The sequence below is a fragment of the Hyalangium ruber genome (assembly GCF_034259325.1).
Lineage (GTDB): Bacteria > Myxococcota > Myxococcia > Myxococcales > Myxococcaceae > Hyalangium_A > Hyalangium_A rubrum.
The window spans coordinates 556303-571816 of the sequence record NZ_JAXIVS010000003.1; the positions used below are offsets into that span (position 1 = coordinate 556303).

At 66.9% G+C, this 15514-nt stretch carries 19 protein-coding genes; 9 read left to right on the forward strand and 10 right to left on the reverse strand.

The features are described 5' to 3' along the window. Window positions 1–22: 22 nt before the first annotated feature. From SYV04_RS11220 to SYV04_RS11230, 3 genes are read left to right on the forward strand one after another with little or no spacing between them, the layout of a single operon-like run. Window positions 23–346, forward strand: coding sequence for a hypothetical protein (locus SYV04_RS11220; RefSeq protein ID WP_321545685.1), 324 nt, complete (start codon window positions 23–25; stop codon window positions 344–346). A 36-nt stretch (window positions 347–382) separates the two neighbouring features. Beyond that, entirely contained in the window at window positions 383–922 is a 540-nt protein-coding gene (locus SYV04_RS11225; RefSeq protein WP_321545686.1) for an RNA polymerase sigma factor, read from the forward strand. Then, window positions 909–1460: a hypothetical protein gene (locus SYV04_RS11230; protein ID WP_321545687.1), complete on the forward strand. Its 552-nt coding sequence runs from the start codon at window positions 909–911 to the stop codon at window positions 1458–1460. The genes SYV04_RS11225 and SYV04_RS11230 overlap by 14 nt, the downstream gene beginning before the upstream one ends. Before the next feature lie 40 nt (window positions 1461–1500). Here the strand turns inward: SYV04_RS11230 and SYV04_RS11235 are convergent, their stop codons facing one another. The 4 genes from SYV04_RS11235 to SYV04_RS11250 form a co-directional block, all read right to left on the reverse strand. After that, window positions 1501–2034: a GNAT family N-acetyltransferase gene (locus tag SYV04_RS11235; RefSeq protein ID WP_321545688.1), complete on the reverse strand. Its 534-nt coding sequence runs from the start codon at window positions 2032–2034 to the stop codon at window positions 1501–1503. Further along, entirely contained in the window at window positions 2031–2483 is a 453-nt protein-coding gene (locus SYV04_RS11240) for a VOC family protein (RefSeq protein ID WP_321545689.1), read from the reverse strand. Before SYV04_RS11240 ends, SYV04_RS11235 begins: the two co-directional genes overlap by 4 nt. 13 nt (window positions 2484–2496) lie before the next feature. Beyond that, entirely contained in the window at window positions 2497–3225 is a 729-nt protein-coding gene (locus SYV04_RS11245) for an iron-containing redox enzyme family protein (protein WP_321545690.1), read from the reverse strand. A gap of 92 nt (window positions 3226–3317) precedes the next feature. Then, on the reverse strand, window positions 3318–3776 hold the full coding sequence (locus tag SYV04_RS11250; RefSeq protein WP_321545691.1) for a MerR family transcriptional regulator: 459 nt from the start codon (window positions 3774–3776) through the stop codon (window positions 3318–3320). An 82-nt stretch (window positions 3777–3858) separates the two neighbouring features. Between SYV04_RS11250 and SYV04_RS11255 the strand changes: the two genes are divergently transcribed. Further along, a complete protein-coding gene (locus SYV04_RS11255; RefSeq protein WP_321545692.1) occupies window positions 3859–4266 on the forward strand; it encodes a hypothetical protein in 408 nt (135 codons plus the stop codon). Window positions 4267–4331: 65 nt separating this feature from the next. Next, window positions 4332–4664 carry a YnfA family protein gene (locus SYV04_RS11260; RefSeq protein WP_321545693.1) on the forward strand — a complete coding sequence of 111 codons (333 nt, stop codon included), beginning with the start codon at window positions 4332–4334 and terminating at the stop codon, window positions 4662–4664. Window positions 4665–4696: 32 nt separating this feature from the next. Here the strand turns inward: SYV04_RS11260 and SYV04_RS11265 are convergent, their stop codons facing one another. The 6 genes from SYV04_RS11265 to SYV04_RS11290 form a co-directional block, all read right to left on the reverse strand. Then, a complete protein-coding gene (locus tag SYV04_RS11265; protein WP_321545694.1) occupies window positions 4697–6367 on the reverse strand; it encodes a hypothetical protein in 1671 nt (556 codons plus the stop codon). A gap of 99 nt (window positions 6368–6466) precedes the next feature. Continuing rightward, window positions 6467–6877, reverse strand: a complete 411-nt coding sequence (locus SYV04_RS11270) for a Spy/CpxP family protein refolding chaperone (protein ID WP_321545695.1) — start codon at window positions 6875–6877, stop codon at window positions 6467–6469. Beyond that, the gene (locus SYV04_RS11275; RefSeq protein ID WP_321545696.1) at window positions 6867–7220 is read right to left on the reverse strand and encodes a hypothetical protein; all 354 of its coding nucleotides are present in this window, start codon (window positions 7218–7220) and stop codon (window positions 6867–6869) included. Before SYV04_RS11275 ends, SYV04_RS11270 begins: the two co-directional genes overlap by 11 nt. Then, window positions 7217–7744 carry an RNA polymerase sigma factor gene (locus tag SYV04_RS11280; protein ID WP_321545697.1) on the reverse strand — a complete coding sequence of 176 codons (528 nt, stop codon included), beginning with the start codon at window positions 7742–7744 and terminating at the stop codon, window positions 7217–7219. The genes SYV04_RS11275 and SYV04_RS11280 overlap by 4 nt, the downstream gene beginning before the upstream one ends. Before the next feature lie 351 nt (window positions 7745–8095). Further along, entirely contained in the window at window positions 8096–9283 is a 1188-nt protein-coding gene (locus tag SYV04_RS11285) for a tyrosine-type recombinase/integrase (protein ID WP_321545698.1), read from the reverse strand. Next, window positions 9280–9504: a helix-turn-helix domain-containing protein gene (locus tag SYV04_RS11290; RefSeq protein WP_321545699.1), complete on the reverse strand. Its 225-nt coding sequence runs from the start codon at window positions 9502–9504 to the stop codon at window positions 9280–9282. The genes SYV04_RS11285 and SYV04_RS11290 overlap by 4 nt, the downstream gene beginning before the upstream one ends. A gap of 876 nt (window positions 9505–10380) precedes the next feature. Here SYV04_RS11290 and SYV04_RS11295 point away from each other — a divergent pair. From SYV04_RS11295 to SYV04_RS11310, 4 genes are all read left to right on the forward strand, one after another. Next, entirely contained in the window at window positions 10381–11286 is a 906-nt protein-coding gene (locus SYV04_RS11295) for a DUF2381 family protein (protein WP_321545700.1), read from the forward strand. A gap of 22 nt (window positions 11287–11308) precedes the next feature. After that, window positions 11309–13249 (forward strand): serine/threonine protein kinase, encoded by a 1941-nt coding sequence (locus SYV04_RS11300; protein WP_321545701.1) that lies wholly within the window; start codon window positions 11309–11311, stop codon window positions 13247–13249. A gap of 299 nt (window positions 13250–13548) precedes the next feature. Further along, complete coding sequence (locus SYV04_RS11305; RefSeq protein WP_321545702.1) at window positions 13549–14748, forward strand: serine/threonine protein kinase; 1200 nt, start codon at window positions 13549–13551, stop codon at window positions 14746–14748. A 327-nt stretch (window positions 14749–15075) separates the two neighbouring features. Then, window positions 15076–15414, forward strand: a complete 339-nt coding sequence (locus tag SYV04_RS11310; protein ID WP_321545703.1) for a helix-turn-helix transcriptional regulator — start codon at window positions 15076–15078, stop codon at window positions 15412–15414. Window positions 15415–15514: the final 100 nt, after the last annotated feature.

A 15514-nucleotide genomic window follows, 5' to 3' on the forward strand; every position in this document is an offset into this window, starting at 1 on the left:
CGGCTTTCGGAGGCATTCCCACATGAACGATCCTCGCCCCAACCTCCCCCCTTCCCCCCCGAGCGGCGCCGCGAGGTTGTCCAAGAAGCTGCCGGTCACATTCTTCTCGCTGGGCGTCATCCTGTGTGCCCTCTGCTGCTCCATCCCGCTGCTGGTGGGGCTGGGGCTGAGCGGTGCCGCGCTCACGGCCATTGGGGCCTACGGGGAGCGGCTGGGAGTGGCCTTCATCGGACTCGGCATGCTGGGCTTCATCTGGGGCCTCGTCCGCCGCCGGAAAGCGGCGTCTCACGGCCCGAGCTGCTCGACGACGTGCGGCTGCCGCACCGGGGTTTCACGGGGCTGTTGATGAAGGCGCGTCCGGGACAGGGAGAGGGCCACGCCGATGGATGAAGCGGCGCGAGCCCAGGTGCATGCGCAGATGGTGCGCTTCGCGCAAGGGCATCGAGACGCCTTCGAGGAAGTCTATGTGGCCCTTTGGCCCCGGCTGCTGGCCTTCACGTCCGGGCTCCTGCAGAACCCCTCCGAAGCGGAGGACGCGGCCCAGACGGCGCTCCTCAAGGTCTTCTCCCGAATCACGGACTTCAATACCCGCCGCGACGGCGTCGCCTGGGCGTTTGGCATCGCCGCCTATGAGGTGAGAAGCCTGCGTCGGCAGCGCAACCGAAGACGGGAGGCGAGCCTGGGCACGGCGACATCCACGCCCGACAGCAGCTCGGACGCGCAGGAAGCCCTCATTGCACAGCAGCTTCGCCAGGCGCTGGCCCAGACGCTGTCCTACCTGAGCGAGATGGACCGCGAGGCCCTCCTGGCCCCGGGTGCCGATCAGGGGAGTGAGGCGCTGCCCCCGCACATGCGAAAGCGCCGTCAGCGTGCCATGGAGCGTCTGCGCTCCTTCTGGAGAAAACTCTATGGTCCCCCATGACTCCAACCAGCTGCCGAGGCGGGCGCGGCGCGTCTACGAGCTCGGGCGGCTGCGCTTTGCTGCCCGGCTGGCCTTCGTCGTCGTCCCAGTCGCCCTGGCGGCGGTCGCCCTCGGCGCGCCATGGCCGGAGGCGTTCTGCCTGACCGGCATTCTCTCCGGGGCGGGTATCTGGTTGCGGTGGCGAGGCCGTGACGTTGGCTCCAGCGTGTTGCCAGGAGTCCTCGCTGGCGCCGTTCCGCTGCTTGCCAGCGGCGCGGTGGCGCTGACGGACGGGTCATGCCAGGCGCTGGCCTCGCCGTGTGTTGGCTTCTCCATCCTCGCAGGACTGGCCGCGGGCCTCCTGGTGGGATGGACGGCGAGGCAGGCACGCGAGGGACGCCTCCTTCGGTGGCTTGCATGCGCCACCATCGCCATCTCGACGTCCTGCCTTTCCTGCCTGGGACTGGGTCTGGGCCCCAGCCTCGGGAGTGCCGCTGGAATCCTGGGGGCGTCACTGCCCTTCGTGATTCTGGGCGCTGGCCGCCCGGGTCGCGCGTAGGTCGCGGCCCTGCCTCAGTCCTGACGCAATGCCCGGACCGTCAGGCGTGGAGGCCGGCGCCACCCGAGGGACGCGCCACCTCGCGCGACGGGCGGAACCTCTGGCCCAATCGAATGAGCGTCTGCTTGTCGACCTCTCCGATGATCAGTTCATCGCCCGGCGCCAGGAAGTCGCGACGCACCGCCCGCTCGACAGCCCCGAGCCTTCGGTAGAGCTCGCGTGCATGGGTGTTGTCTGGCTTGACCGTGAACCAGAGCAAGTCGTAGTCGTCCTCCACCAGCTTGCTGATACATGCTCCGATGAGGCGCATGGCAACACCTGTGCCATGGAACTCCTCGCATACGCCGAGCCGGGTGCTGTAGGCCTCACGACCGCGCACGAAGCACAGCATGTATCCGATGGGCTGGCCATCCACGAGCGCAAGGAAGCAGGTGTCGGCAAAGAAATCGGTGCACAGCCGCAGGTAATGGGGAGACACGACGGCATAGCCCGCGCTGCCGAAGATGTCGGCTTCAAGCTGGCGCAGGCTCTCGAAATCCTCCCCGCGGAGAGTACGTATCTGGATTTCCGTCATGGTGCCTCTTCGCGCGGCTCGGTGCTCAGTTCCTTCGAGAAGACCTGGTCCTGGTTGCGGAACGCCTTGAACTCCAGCGCATTGCCCGAGAAGTCGTGGACGAACATGGAGACGTGCTCCCCCACCTTTCCCTCGAGCCGGATGTGCGGCTCCTTGATGAAGCGCACACCGCCAGCCTTCATCCTCTTGAGCAGGTCATGGAAGGCGTCCCAGTCGAGGTTCAACCCGAAGTGGGGCACCGTGACATCGCCCCCGTCGAAGTCGGACTCGCTGGTCTTCGGCCGCTCGGGCGCCAGGTGCGCGACGATCTGGTGCCCGTAGAAGTCGAAGTCCACGTAGTGGTCGGTACTGCGCCCCTCGGGGCAGCCGATGACACCCGTGTAGAAGGCTCGCGCCGAGGCGAGCTCCGAGACGGGGAAGGCGAGATGGAAGTCCTTGATTCGCGCCATGTGAAGTCCGCCTCTAGGCCGCGTGGATATGCACGCCCGCGGCCTCGAAGATGTTGTCCCAGAACTGGTCGAAGACGCCCTTGCTCTTCCTGTAGCCCCCGACCAGGTCCTCCAGCACCGCCGGATCCTCATCCACCGCTTCCATGAGCGCCGCGCGCATCAGCTCTCGGTGCTCGATGTCGACCTCCCCGGTGTGGATGTCCCAGAACTTCCAATCCAGCCGGTCCTTCATCGCCTGGATGGCCGGGTTCTTGGTGAAGTGGGCGTGCATGGCCGCGAGGTAGACCTGACACAGGCACTCGCCCCCCATGCCGCGGAGACCTACCGCGTACCAGGGATACTCCGTCATCACCAGGTCGCTAATCTCCCTCAGAATCTGGAGGTTGGTCCGGTTGGCGTTCGCCTGCAGCTCCTCCTGGGGAATCCCGAGGCTCACCAGGAAGTCGTCGTAGATCTGCTGGTGCGCCTGATCGTGATTGCCGTTCCCCAGCTCGTCGTTGAGGAAGTCGGCCAGCAGGCTCCTCAGCTTCCCGAACGGAAGCCGGTAGACCAGGAGCGCGAGGTCGCTGATGTAGAAGATGGTGAAGTAGCGGTACTGCACGAAGATCCGCTTCAAGACATCAAGCGGAGCGTACTGCAGATACTGGAGCTTGCTATCGGCCAGATACTCGGTCTGGTTGCGCGCGTTATCCGCCATCCGCCAGAACTCTTCCTTCAAGGCCTGAGTGGTCTGTTGATCCATCGAGTCCACATTTCCCCCTAAGTCGAATGCCCTCTGGGTTAGACTGTAGGCCGCGCGGGTGTGACTCTTGGACCGCTGAGTGCCCCTCCCCTCTACGGCCGGGATGGCATACGCCGGGGGGCTCGCACTGACGCCAGGGTGCCCGCGTGCCCCTGAACGAGCAGCGGGCAGGCTCGCATTGACGTGCATTCACAGTGCAGCGCCCGGTGGAGGAGGTCCCTCATTTTCCGCAGCCGCGCGATCTGGGCGTCCACCTCCCCCAGCTTGCGAGCAGCCAGCCGCCGCCAGCGCTGCGGGGCCGATTCTTCGTCATCCAGGCCTCGCTCCAGCAACTTCACCTCTTGGAGAGAGAAGCCCGCGGCCTGCGCCAGGGCAATGCGCTTGAGCTGTTCCAGCGTCTCGGCACCGTACACTCGCCTGCCGCCCTGGCGTTCGGGCGCAGGCAGGAGGCCAATCTCCTCGTAGTAGCGAATGGCCGAGGTGCGCAGCCCTGCCGCTTGTCCGAGCTGGCCAATCGAAAGGCTTGACTTCAAGTCGACTTGAACAGGCATGACTTCACCATGCGCTGGCCGCTTCGCCTGCGCAAGCACCACCCCGGGACAGCCGCTCTCCGGGGTCAGAGGGAGTCCTGCGATGAGTTCAGTGATCCAAAATACCGAATCCCCCGTCCTGGCCTGCACACTGCCACCGCCCGAACTGCGCAGGCGCCGGGCAGAGGTCCTGTCCGCCATTCGGAGCAAGGTGCAGCAAATCGAGGAGACGCCCGAAGGCTTCGCTTTCCGCTTCGCCCGCACACCCGCACTCGCGGAAGAACTCGCCGAATTCGTCCGCTTCGAGTCGGTCTGCTGTGCCTTCCTCCAGATGGAGGTGACCGAGCACGGGGAAGACGGGCTCGTCCTGCTCATGAGGGGCGCCCCTGAAGCCAAGGCCCTGATGCGCTCCCTGTTCGTGGAGACGACCGAGGGCCTTCCGGCTACGACCCTCCCCCAGGCCGCGCCTTGTGGCTGCGACTCGGGCGCGCCGTCTTGCTCTCCAGCGTGAGCCCTTCTGTCTCACCGCTGCAGCCCACTTGCGGAGGAGACCCAGGCCATGGGACGGAGTGGCTCATGGTCGTCCTCATGCGGGCCTTGGGCCTCTTCGTGCTGACGGCAGTGGCGGAAGTGGTGGGCTGCTACTTGCCATATCTCTGGCTACGCGAGGGCAAGTCGCCGCTACTCCTCGTGCCGGCAGCCGCGAGCCTTGCAGCCTTTGCATGGCTGCTGACGCTCCACCCCACGGGGGCCTCGCGTACCTATGCAGCCTATGGAGGCGTTTACATCGCGGTGGCACTGTTGTGGCTGTGGGCTGTGGAGGGTGAGCAGCCCACCGCCTGGGACATTGCAGGGGCCTTGGTGGCTTTGACCGGTATGGCGATCATCGTGCTGGCGCCCCGCAGGTAATTCTCCGCGACTCGCTCTGTCGCTGAACCGGATCAACCCACCAGGGCCTGACGGGTCCAGGCCCTGAACTCCTGGGGCTCGAGCGTCGCGAGGAGGCTGGCGAAGTCCGAAGGCATGCCCTTCAGCTCCTCGCCGAGCTGCGAGCCAGTGAGCTCCTTGGGCTGCGGATCCTTGCGGAGCACGTCGGTCCACGCGGCCTCGCCGGTCACCCCCACGTTGAGCACCCTGCTATCGAACCCGACCTTGCCGCTGAGGGTCGCCGTCCCGGACAGCTCCCGGTCCACGGTGAGCTTCGTATCGCCGAGGTTCTTCAGCAACGCGGAGGGGTCGTACGCGGCCAGGCCCGCGAGCGCCTCCGAGTCCAGCGCCTGGAGCAGATCCCTGGTGTGCGCCGATAGCGTCACCTTGCCGCTCAGCCCGGCGTCCGCCTTGGCGGTTGCCACGCCCGGCGCCGTCGCGTGGGCCCCCAGCTTCCCGCCGACTCCCAGCTCGATGGCGGCCTTGCTGCTCACCAGCTTGGGATCTACCCCCGCGCTCACGTCACCCTTCAGGAGCTTCGCGGGATCCAGGTTGCCGCCGAGCTCGAACTCCGTGGTCGTCGAGACCTTCGCGTTGCTCTTCCCCTCCCCCTGCGGCCCCACCAGGGTGCCAGCCTTGCCCGCAGCCGAGAGGTCGATGTTGCCCGACTGTTCCACCTTCACGGAGGGCGGCTTGCCGTCCTCGCCGAAGGTGATGTCGAGGCTGGTCTCCACCCCGCCCTTGAACTTGCCCTCCAGCTCCCCCTGGGGGAGGTTCAGCTTGCCGGCGAGCTCCACCGCCGTGCCCCCCTTCACCTGGAACCCCGTCATGTTCTGGGTGAGGAACTTCATCGCGTCCTGGTCGAGCCCGACGGCGTCATCCACCTTCTTGAAAGTGGCTGAGGCCTGGTCGAGCTTGTCACCGACGCCATCGAGCCCGGGGACGGCATGGGCCAGGCCCGCCAGGCCGCCCGTGATCTTGCTGTTGACCTTGGAGGCAACGTCCACGCCGGCGCTCAGTGCCCCCGCCGTGGGATTGCCCGCTCCCCACTGCGCGATCGCCTTCAGGCCGCGATCCAGGTCCTCCTTCGACTTGAAGGTGAACTTGGGGGCGAAGCCCGCCCCCACCTCGACGGTGGCCGAGCCGTCGGCGCCCGCCTGCTGGCCGCCGGCCGCGTTACTGGCCCTCAGGTCCTCGGTGGAGAGGCTGCCCTTCAGCTTGCCCTCGCTGAGGACCGACACCTCATACGTGCCGTCCTTCCCCTGGGTGACCTTCACCTCGGTGCCACTCTCCGCGCCCGCCTTCACCGGAGTGCCCGGAATCAAGACCTTGGCCTCTCCGCTCAGCTTCAACTTCACGTTGTCGCCCTCGGAGTTGAGCATCGTGTCCACGGCCTGGCCGATCTTGCCGTCCTTGAGGTCGGTCTCCACCTGCTGCGTGCGCGTGTTGAAGTCCGTCTCGGCCTGCTGGGGATTGAGCTCGACCTGGGTCTTCTCCTTGGCAGTCCCCTTCACGTAGCTGTCGGGGGTCTGCGCCGGCGTGGGGGCCGTCTTGTCCTTGGCGGTGCCCTTGGTGCTGACATTGGAGGGCTGCGCCTGCTTGGGGGCTGGGGCCTCGATCTTCTTCGGGGGAAGAGGCTGCGACCCAATGTTCTTGATGGACGAGTCAACGGGACCAACACCCATGGGGGGACTCCTGTGTGGGAGGGCAGGGGGTGCAGGGGACCGTTCCCATGACGTCTCCCCGGCCTTTTGACCCGGAAGACAAATGGGGAATTAAAAGTGTTAGTGGCCAGGTGGAGGGGGCGGAGGCGGCCCCATCCCCGGGACTACCGGCGGGGGGTGGTCCGCCTTGAACTTCTCCAGGCGCTGGCGTTGCTCCGGCGTCAGGACCTGGAGGACCTGCTGCTCGATCTCCGCGCTCAAGGCCTGGACCGGAGGCAGCACCTGCGCCATGAGCTGATCCATCCTCGGCTGGTTGCGCACGAGGATGTCTCGCACCTGGGCCTCCTGCTCAGCGCTCAGCCCGATCTCCCGGTAGGGAAAGACCGGGTCCCCGTCCCTCCCTGCGCCGGGGGGCTGGGGCCCGCCGCTGGGGGCCAGGCCCAGGCCGGTCAGCACCCCAGCGCCGAACATGCCCGCCAGCAGCAGCCCAGACATCCAGCGGACGCGCCGGCGGGAAGGCTCAGGGCTCATGGCGAGCGCCTCCGGCCGGAAGGTAGAGGAGCAGCTCCTCGGTGCTGGGCGCGCGGCGCTGGAGTGCCCACGCCAGAATCACCTGGGACCGCACCGAGGCCGAGGCCACGGTCGGCTCAGCGGGTAGCGGAGGCCGCGCCAGACGCGCGCCCCACACCAGCAACGGCACCAGCGCGGCGGTAGCCAGGGCCGGCCACGCCCAGGTCGTGAGCTGCTCCCACAGGGACGGACGCCGCCGCGCCGCCAGGGCCTGGCGGGTGATGTTCCCTACCAGCCGGTCGAAACGTGCCGGGTCCCTCAGGTCATCCAGCGCGCTCAGATCCAGCTTCTCGTCATCCTTCATGGCTTTTCTCCCGACGAGGGTCCCTGACCCAGGAACTCTCGCATGGCCCGCCGCGCGACGAAGAGGTGCTGGCGCGACATCACCTCGGAGATCTCCAGGGCCTCGGCGATCTCCCCATGTGTCCATCCCTCCAGATCGTGCAGCACCACGACCTCCCGTTGCTGCGGTGACAACCGCTGCAGCCCTTGAAGCAGCCGCTTCCTCAATCCCACCCGTTCCGCATCCAGAGGAGCCCGTGCCGGCTCGCTCGGGACAAGCTGCTCGACGGAGCGCTCATGAACCTTGCCGCGTATCCGCGCGTTGAGCGCCCGGTGGCGGACGATCCGCAGGAGCCATCCTACGAAGCGGTCTGGCTCCCGGCATGTGTCCAGCCGCTCGAAGGCCACCACCAGCGCCTCCTGGGCCACATCCTCCGCTTCCGCGCGATCTCCCAGCACGGCCATGGCCACCGACACCGCGGCCCGCAGGTGCCGACGCACGAGCTGTTCGGTGGCGCGCGCCTCATTGTGGAGCGCGCGCGCCACGAGGGCGCTGTCGGATTCCTCGGGAGGCACCATGCAGAGTCGGCAGGGAGGGTTCCCAGGCCAGGGACGAACATCGCGCGGGTAAGGGGTTGGGTTCGGATGAACTTTGCCGAGAAAGACAACCGGCGCGAAGAAACCGTTAATAAGGTCATCCGAGGTAGGATACCTCCCGCGCCGGATTGTCCCCTTCCAGTGCCTCCAGGGCCGCTGCGCGCGCTCGCCGGAGGCCTCCGGCGGCGGGTTCGATTCCCGCCGCCTCCATCCCGAGAAGCCCAGCAATCTTAACGGGTTGCTGGGTTTTTCTTTGTCCTCGTTTTCTTCATGTGACCTCAGTGTGCCCCTTTGGCGTCTCTAGCCCAGAGCGGTGCGCGGCTGGGGGATGGGCCGATCCAACTCCTGCACCGCGCTCTCCCGCGCCTCGGGCGACAGGTGCGCGTACCTCATGGTCATCTCGATGGTCGCATGGCCCATCAACTCCTGGATGACCTTGAGAGCAACGCCCCGCATCGCGAGGTGGCTGCCGTAGGTGTGGCGCAGGTCGTGCCAGCCGATAGAACCCTCCGGGCGGCTGACTCCTGCCCTACGCAGCGCTCGCAGGAGCGGGTGCTTGGTCATCCCAGCGGTGAGCGGGCGACCATCCGTCTGGCAGAACACGTAAGGGCCGCACAGGTGGCGGTGTGCCTTGAGGGCTTCCACCGCCGACGTGGGCAGGTCCACGGTCCTTTCCCGTCCACCCTTGGGCAGTCCTACCACGCCGCGCCAGATCGTTCGGCGCACGTGGAGTTTGCCGCGCTGCAAGTCCAGGTCTGCCCACTGGAGCCCGATCAACTCTCCAAGCCGCAGCCCCGTCTTGAGCGCCACGAGGATCAACGTCCGCCACTCTGGCTCAGCGGCATTGATCATGCGCTCGGCTTCCTCGAAGGAGAGGAAATCAAAGGCGGGCTTGTCCGTCTTGAACAGCTTGACGCGCGGGACGTGTTGGAGCACGCCCTGTTCCTGGGCCAGTGCCAGCAACTTGTGCAGCACGGTCAGAACGTTGTTGATCGACTTGAGGGAGAGCAGCTTCGCCGCACCGGAGCCTTTGCGCTTGAGGAGGGCCGCCCGCGTGGGAGCTTCCTTCCGTGCGCGCGCCCCCGAGGGCTTCTTCCGCATGGCCGCCTTGAAGTCTTCGATCTCCGCTGGACCGATGGCATCAAGGGTCATGTTGCCGAAGGCGGGGATCAGGTGGTCGTCCAGGATCTGCCGCTTGGTGACGACGCTGGAGTGCTTGTTGTTGTTCTCGCTGTACGTCAGGAAGCGCGGGACGAACTCCCCGAGGGTGAGAACCCGACCCGCGCCGTTCTCTTTTCCGAAGGTTCCGGTCAGGAGTGCATGGCGGATCTGACGCTCGTACTCTTCAGCCCCACGGCGGGTGTTGATGGGCGAGGCCTTGCGGATCCGCTCCACCCTGCCGCTGGGGTGCTGGTACTTGACGTCCACCCACCACGCCTCTTGCACCTTGCCCTCCTGGGTCTTCCACTGCCGCAGTCTGACGCTCATGACTTCGTGTCTCCGAGCGCAGGTCTGCTGTTACCGGGGCGCCACGTTAGCAGCGTGTCCCGGTGAATGCGGAGGATTCGCCCGAGCCGAGCAACGCCGGGCACCTGTTCGAGCCGGATCGCCTCGTAGAGGGTTTTCCGGTTCACCCGCAGAAGTTCGGCGGCTTCCTCCACGGTGAGAAACGCGGGCGCGGTGCTCGCAGCCAGAGGGGGCGCGCTCATGGCCGTTCCCCCTCCTGCGGCGTCGCCTGGAGTGACCAGCGACGCGCCCTGGCGTTGCTGCTGGCGTTCCTAGCGTTGTTACCGCAGTTTCTGCCAGTGTTCTCGCCGGTGTTCTCGGCGTTTCTGCCGGTGGTGTCACCGGCCAGCCAATGGCGCATGACTGCGCCGCACATGGAGGGTTGCCCCTCCAGGGAGTTGATCCCACCCATCGCCCTGCCCGCCCTTCACAAACTCGTCAACCAGCCCAGAACTACCCAAAGCAGGAGTGACACAGCGCAGCGCCTTGTGTCCAGACGCGGGGCGAAGCACGAGCAGTGATTGGCAAGCGTGCAGTCGGGCAACCAAGGGCCCATGCGGGCGGGTGGATCGAGCGTGCGCGGTGCAGGGCACGGTGCGGCGGAACCGTCGCGGACGCGAAGCCGAGACGGGACTTCATACGGGACTTCTACGGGGTGCAACTCGGCGCCACGGCCGGTGCCACCGGAGCCCACGCCCGGCGCCACCGGAGCCCACGCCCGGCGCCACCGGAGCCCACGCCCGGCGCCACCGGAGCCCACCAACGGCCCCACACCCGGCGCCACCGGAGCCCACCAACGGCCCACGTCCGGCGCCACCATATGCGTATCGGGGCAGGCCTGTGCGCCAGTGGACCCCGTGCGTCGGACGGGTGAAGTTGCGCCCAGTGGAGTCTCCCGCGTCCAGGCTCACCTGCTGGGCGCGTGGAGCCCTCGCGCATGAGTCGTGGCGTGCGCGGTGGGGCCGTGAACGGCACGCGGAAAGGACGCCGACGTATGGCACATGGACAGCGCCTGACTTCGACGTGGGGGCGCTCCCCTGTCTGCTACTCTGGGGACCTACCCGGGAGGTTTCCCCGCCTTGTTCCGACCCTTCACCCCAAGTTTTGCGCTCGCCTCCCTGCTGGTGGGCCTTACAGCGACGGTACAGGCTGCGCCCGCAGGGCGCTCCGTCGTTCTCACGGGCAGGTCGGGCGAGTCCCCGGTGCTCTACATCGCGCCTGGCACCGTCACGGTGATCCTGCTTGGCGCTCCGATCCTGCGTGAGTCGGTCCAGGTGGAGGGCCGCGCCCGCTTCGCTGTGTTCGAAGTGGGGGATGCAGGCGTGACGCTCTCGCCCGCCGTGGCGCTCGTGACTGGCGAACGACTCGCGTTGCGAGTCACCTACCGCGAGGGCTCACCCGCAAGCGTCGTGTTCCTGCTGACCGGGCAGCCGGGCACAGCGGATGGCTTGGTCAACGTGAGCCGCCCGCAGCAAACCGTCGAGGCGTGCCGCGTTGAACTGTCGGCCACGCGCGAGCGGTGCGAGGCGCAAGCCAAGGAACTGGAGGCGTTGAAGGCACGGCCCGCAGCCTTGAGCCCGGCAGCCGTGGCGCTCTCGGGCTTCGTGAACGAGCACGGCATGGGGGGGCTGGCCTTTGATCGAGGGTGCTACAAGGCGCGCGGGGGTGAGCTTCGCCCCGTTATGTGCTGGGGTCTCGGGGGGGCAACGTGGAGCGTGGTTGTCCTCGAAGTGAGCAACACCGGGGGGGAGCCGTGGGCGCCCGAGTGGGCCGAAGTCACGCCCGCAGGAGGGGAGCCGCGCCGCGCTCGCGCGGTGCTCACCGAACAGGCACCCATCCCCCCGGGCGGTGTAGTGGGCGTGGCAGTGGAAGTAGAGATGCCCGCGCGTGGGGAGCCCGAAGAATGGCTGCGGGAGCAGCACGCGGTGCGGGTGTGCAACGGTGACGGGAGCCGCTGTCTGTCCGTTCCCGAGGTGAAGCTGTAGCCACTGGCGAGAGGTGCGCGGCATGTTCGCGGATTTTGATCCCTTGGACTTGAAGCCCGGCCAGATGGTGAGCGACTGGCGCATTGTCCGACGCATCGGGAGCGGCGGTTATGCCGTCGTCTACGAGGTGGAGAGGGACGGCGAGCGCTTCGCGCTCAAGGTGGCCTGTCAGACAGAGCGCAGCATTGATCCGAGGCAGACGGACGCGCGCGCGCGGCGCGAGGTGGCGTGCCTCCAGCAACTCAACCACCGGAACATCATCCGCATGTTGACGAGTGGCCGGTGGCCGGGTGCGCGATCAGGCTTCTACTACATCGTTCTGGATTTCGTGGACGGCTACACGCTCGCCCGCTGGGTAGAGCGGACCCACCCGACGCCGCATGAAGTCGTCGTCCTGTTCCTCAAGCTGTTTGACGCCTTGGAGCACATGCACGCGAAAAAGGTGCTCCATCGGGATTTGAGCCTGAGAAACATCATGGTCACCAAGGACGGCGAGCCGGTGATCATCGACTTTGGAGCGGCGGACTATGCGACCGCTGAAGATTTGACGGACGGGCCGCTGCCCCCTGGAACGCCGCGCAACCGCAGCCCCGAGGCTCAAAGGTTCTGGGATGAAAACCGCCTCAAGCACGGGGCCCGTTACACGTTCCAGGCGACGGATGATATTTTCGCGCTCGGGGCCAACCTCTACGACGTGCTGACGGCCCCCACACCGGAACGCAGCGAGCGGCGGCCCGTGCTGAATAGCATGTTGCTGATCCCGCCCACCCCGCACCGGGCAACCAAGGGGCGCGTTCCGGCGGAGTTGGGCGCCTACGCAATGAAGCTGATCCATCGCGACCTGGAAGTGCGTCCTGCAACTGCGAAGGATGCGCGGCGCTTGCTGGCCGACATGGAGCGCTACGAGGGCGCCGATTGGCGCGAGATCCCCATTCACCCGGCATCCTCGCAGCTACAGCCAGAGCCCCCGGAAGCCGAGCCCTTGCCAATCGGAGCGAGACAACCCGAGGGCCCGCAGGTTCCGATCCCTTCCCATCCGCTCCCAGTGCAGGTGGGGCCAGCGGATGCGGCGCCCGTGCCTGCTCCGGTACAGGTAGCGCCAGCGCCAGCGGATGCGGCGCCCGTGCCTTCTGCTGCGGGGGCTGGTGCGCAGCACAGCGCGCGCCGTGCGTGGCTGCGCCCGGTGTTCGTCGGGCCGCTGGCGCTCTCTGTCTGCGCGGCAGTCGTAGCCGCCTCCCTGCTGCATGGGCCAGCACAACCCGAGCCGCCCCCCGTGGCCAGGAGCACATCAGCGGAGGAATCCCCGGCCTCAAGCCCTCTGGCCGAAAAGCCGACAAGCCGCCCCGAACGGTTAGCCTCGCCTCTCCCTACCCAGAAGGAGGCGAGCCCGTCCGTGATGCTGCCCGACAACTCCCCGACTCTCACCAATGGCGTACCCAACTCGCAGCAGGTCCAGAGAGTCAGCGCGCGGCGAGCGCTCATCAAGAAGTGCGCGGCGCTCGTGGCCTCCGTCGCATGGCTTGAAGCGGGCTGCACTGGCGTGCAGACGCGCCCAGATCCCGAGCCATGCCCCGAGGAAGCCGTTAAGGCGATGAGGGAGCTAGATTGGGCAGTGGGCAGCCATGGGCCCTTCATCCTGTTGGATGTGACCAAGGGGAGCGCTGAAGAGGCGCGCGAACAACCTTTGACCGTTTGGAAGGATGGGCCCGTTACGGGTGCGCTGATCAGGGCGGAAGGAAAGGCGCCTGCGGGGATGCGGATCGATGGGCACCTGTGGACGACGGGAGATCGCATCTACGGGCGCTATCTCCGTGCCCACCTTCCAGGCGGGCGCACCGTGCCGATCTGCCTTGAACTGGCTGACGGGCGCGACTTGGGCCTACCCAAGCAAGAGGGCTCGAAGCCCGACCACACCGTAGGAGACAAGGTGTCCGATACGGAGGCCGTCAAGCAGTGGAGATGAGCCGGGCCCGGTGGCGCGCGCGTTGGGCAGGGAAGTTGGGCGCGTGAAGCCCGCGCGCGTCCAAGCTCGCCTGCTGGGCCGGTGGAGCCCGCGCGCGCGTCGGATAGGTGAAGCCGGGCACGCTGGAGCCCTCGCGCGTCCAGGCTCTCCTGCTGGGGTTGCTGAGGCGTTCCGCTAACGCTGTAGCCAAGGATCGCGCCGCTCCCAACCTTCAGCGTCGTTCCATCCCCTGGCACATGCTGGGTAGTGTTTCGCTCCGTTGCGGCGCCCTCTCGCGCGCCGCGAGGAGTCGATCCCGCATGGCTACTTCTCGCCAGCCCTGGAGCGTCCCGGGGGTGATTCTCTTCTCTCATGGCGATCTCTCGTATGAGGCGGATCTGTCACGTCCGTTGGTCGAGGAGTTGGCCCAATCCAGGCTCGGGGAAATGACCGTCCCAGCCTGGGAACGCACAGAGAAGAAGCGCCTGCGGGAAGTCATCGTCCGCTCTCTGCCGCCCACGTCGTCAGACGATCCCGAAACGCTGGAGAGGATGCGCGCACGGCTCCGGGAAGAGGCGCACCTCGCCACCTACCTGCAACACCCGAGGATCGCCCGCACCCTCGGGCCCTACGAAGTCCAAGGCGTTATCTACATCGTGTCTGACCGTGTAGAGGGCACCTCGCTCAACACCCTGATCACCTACTCGCAGATGCGCGAGAAGTTCCTGTCTCCGGCGTTCTGCCTCTACGTGGGCGCCGAGGTTGCGGGCGCCCTGCACTACGCGCACACCTGCAAGGGCGAGAACGGCGCACCGCTGGGCATCGTTCATCGGGACCTGAACCCCGCCCGCATCTTCCTGGAGCCAGAGGGAGGGGTAATCCTGACGGACTTTGCCCGCGCGCGCTCCCTGCTGCCGGGCCGCGTGGCATCGACGCTGCCGCGTCCTCAAGGTGAGGTGTTCTATTGCTCGCCCGAGGCGTTGCTATGCGAGGAGACGGATCCGCGCTCGGATCTGTTCTCGCTGGGGCTGATGCTGCTGGAATTGGCCACGTGTCGCCACCTCTACAACACGGCCAACGTGCTGCCAGACGACTTGGAGGAGGCGCTAACAGAGAAGGTCAAGGGGAAGGTTCTGGACGCCGCGATCACGGCCATGCTGGCAGACCTACCGGACCACGCGGACGACTGCATCTTGCGGGCTGCCACGTTCACCCGGCAGGACGTGGACGAGATCACCGAGCCGCTCGCCCATCCGCTTCGCTCCATCGTCCGCAGGTTGATCCAGCGGGAGCCGGAAGATCGTTATCAGTCGGCGGCTGACGTGGAGGCCGATCTGCGGGCGGGCCTTGCTGCGCTGGGAGCCCCTTTCGGAGCGAGGGAGGCGCTAGACGAGGTGCTGATCTCCCTGACGGGGGCCAGCATGAATCAGCGCGTGATTGGGCCCACGAATGAGGGCCAACTACCTCCCGACATGGTGACAGAAGAGGACATCATCACCGAGCGGGGCGGGACCACCTAGCTACCCGCCGCGTTCCTTTCTCACGTTCCCCGCAGTCACCGCTTCGGCGTCGTGCCGAGGATGGGATCGCCTTGTCTCCGAGGTGGATGGGAGACCTGCCGTTCTGCACCTCTCCCCCTCTGACCGTTGCCTTCCGCCGCTGGCCCCTTGTGCCCTTCACCTGTCCGACAGGACAACGCCCGCAGGTTCCGTATGCCAAGAGCCCCCGCGAAACCTCCCGCCGCTGCACGCTCCCGGCGCCCTACGGAGCGAAACCGCAAGCCCTCCCCACTGCCGCGCCACATCGAGATCCGGCAGCGCCGATTACCCGCCACTCTTGGTGCGGCGTTGAAGCAGGCACGCAAGCGAGCGGGCATGACTCAGGTAGAAGCAGCCGAGGGCATTGGCATCGCTCCCGAGGTGTACGGGCGCATGGAGCGGGGGGGCATGCTGCCGAGCGTTCCAACGCTGTTGCGCCTGTGCCTGATTCTCGGGAGCGGGCCCCATGAACTGATGGGGTTTACCGAGGTGGAGCCGAGGCAGAACGCTCCCGAGGCAAACACGATGCCGCCCGGCATCAATGATACGCCCGAGAAGCGCCGCCTCTTGCGCCGCCTCGCTCGCCTGGACACTCCGAGGATCAAGGTTCTGGCGCGCTTGGTCGCCTTGCTTCTGCTGAGGCGGTGAGGATCAACGGCTGCGGGACCTCCGTACTCGTGCCTCTCCACAGGCTTCGCAGGCGAGCTTGGTTGCACGAGTGGGCCACGGCCCCCCTGGCTGGCTCGAA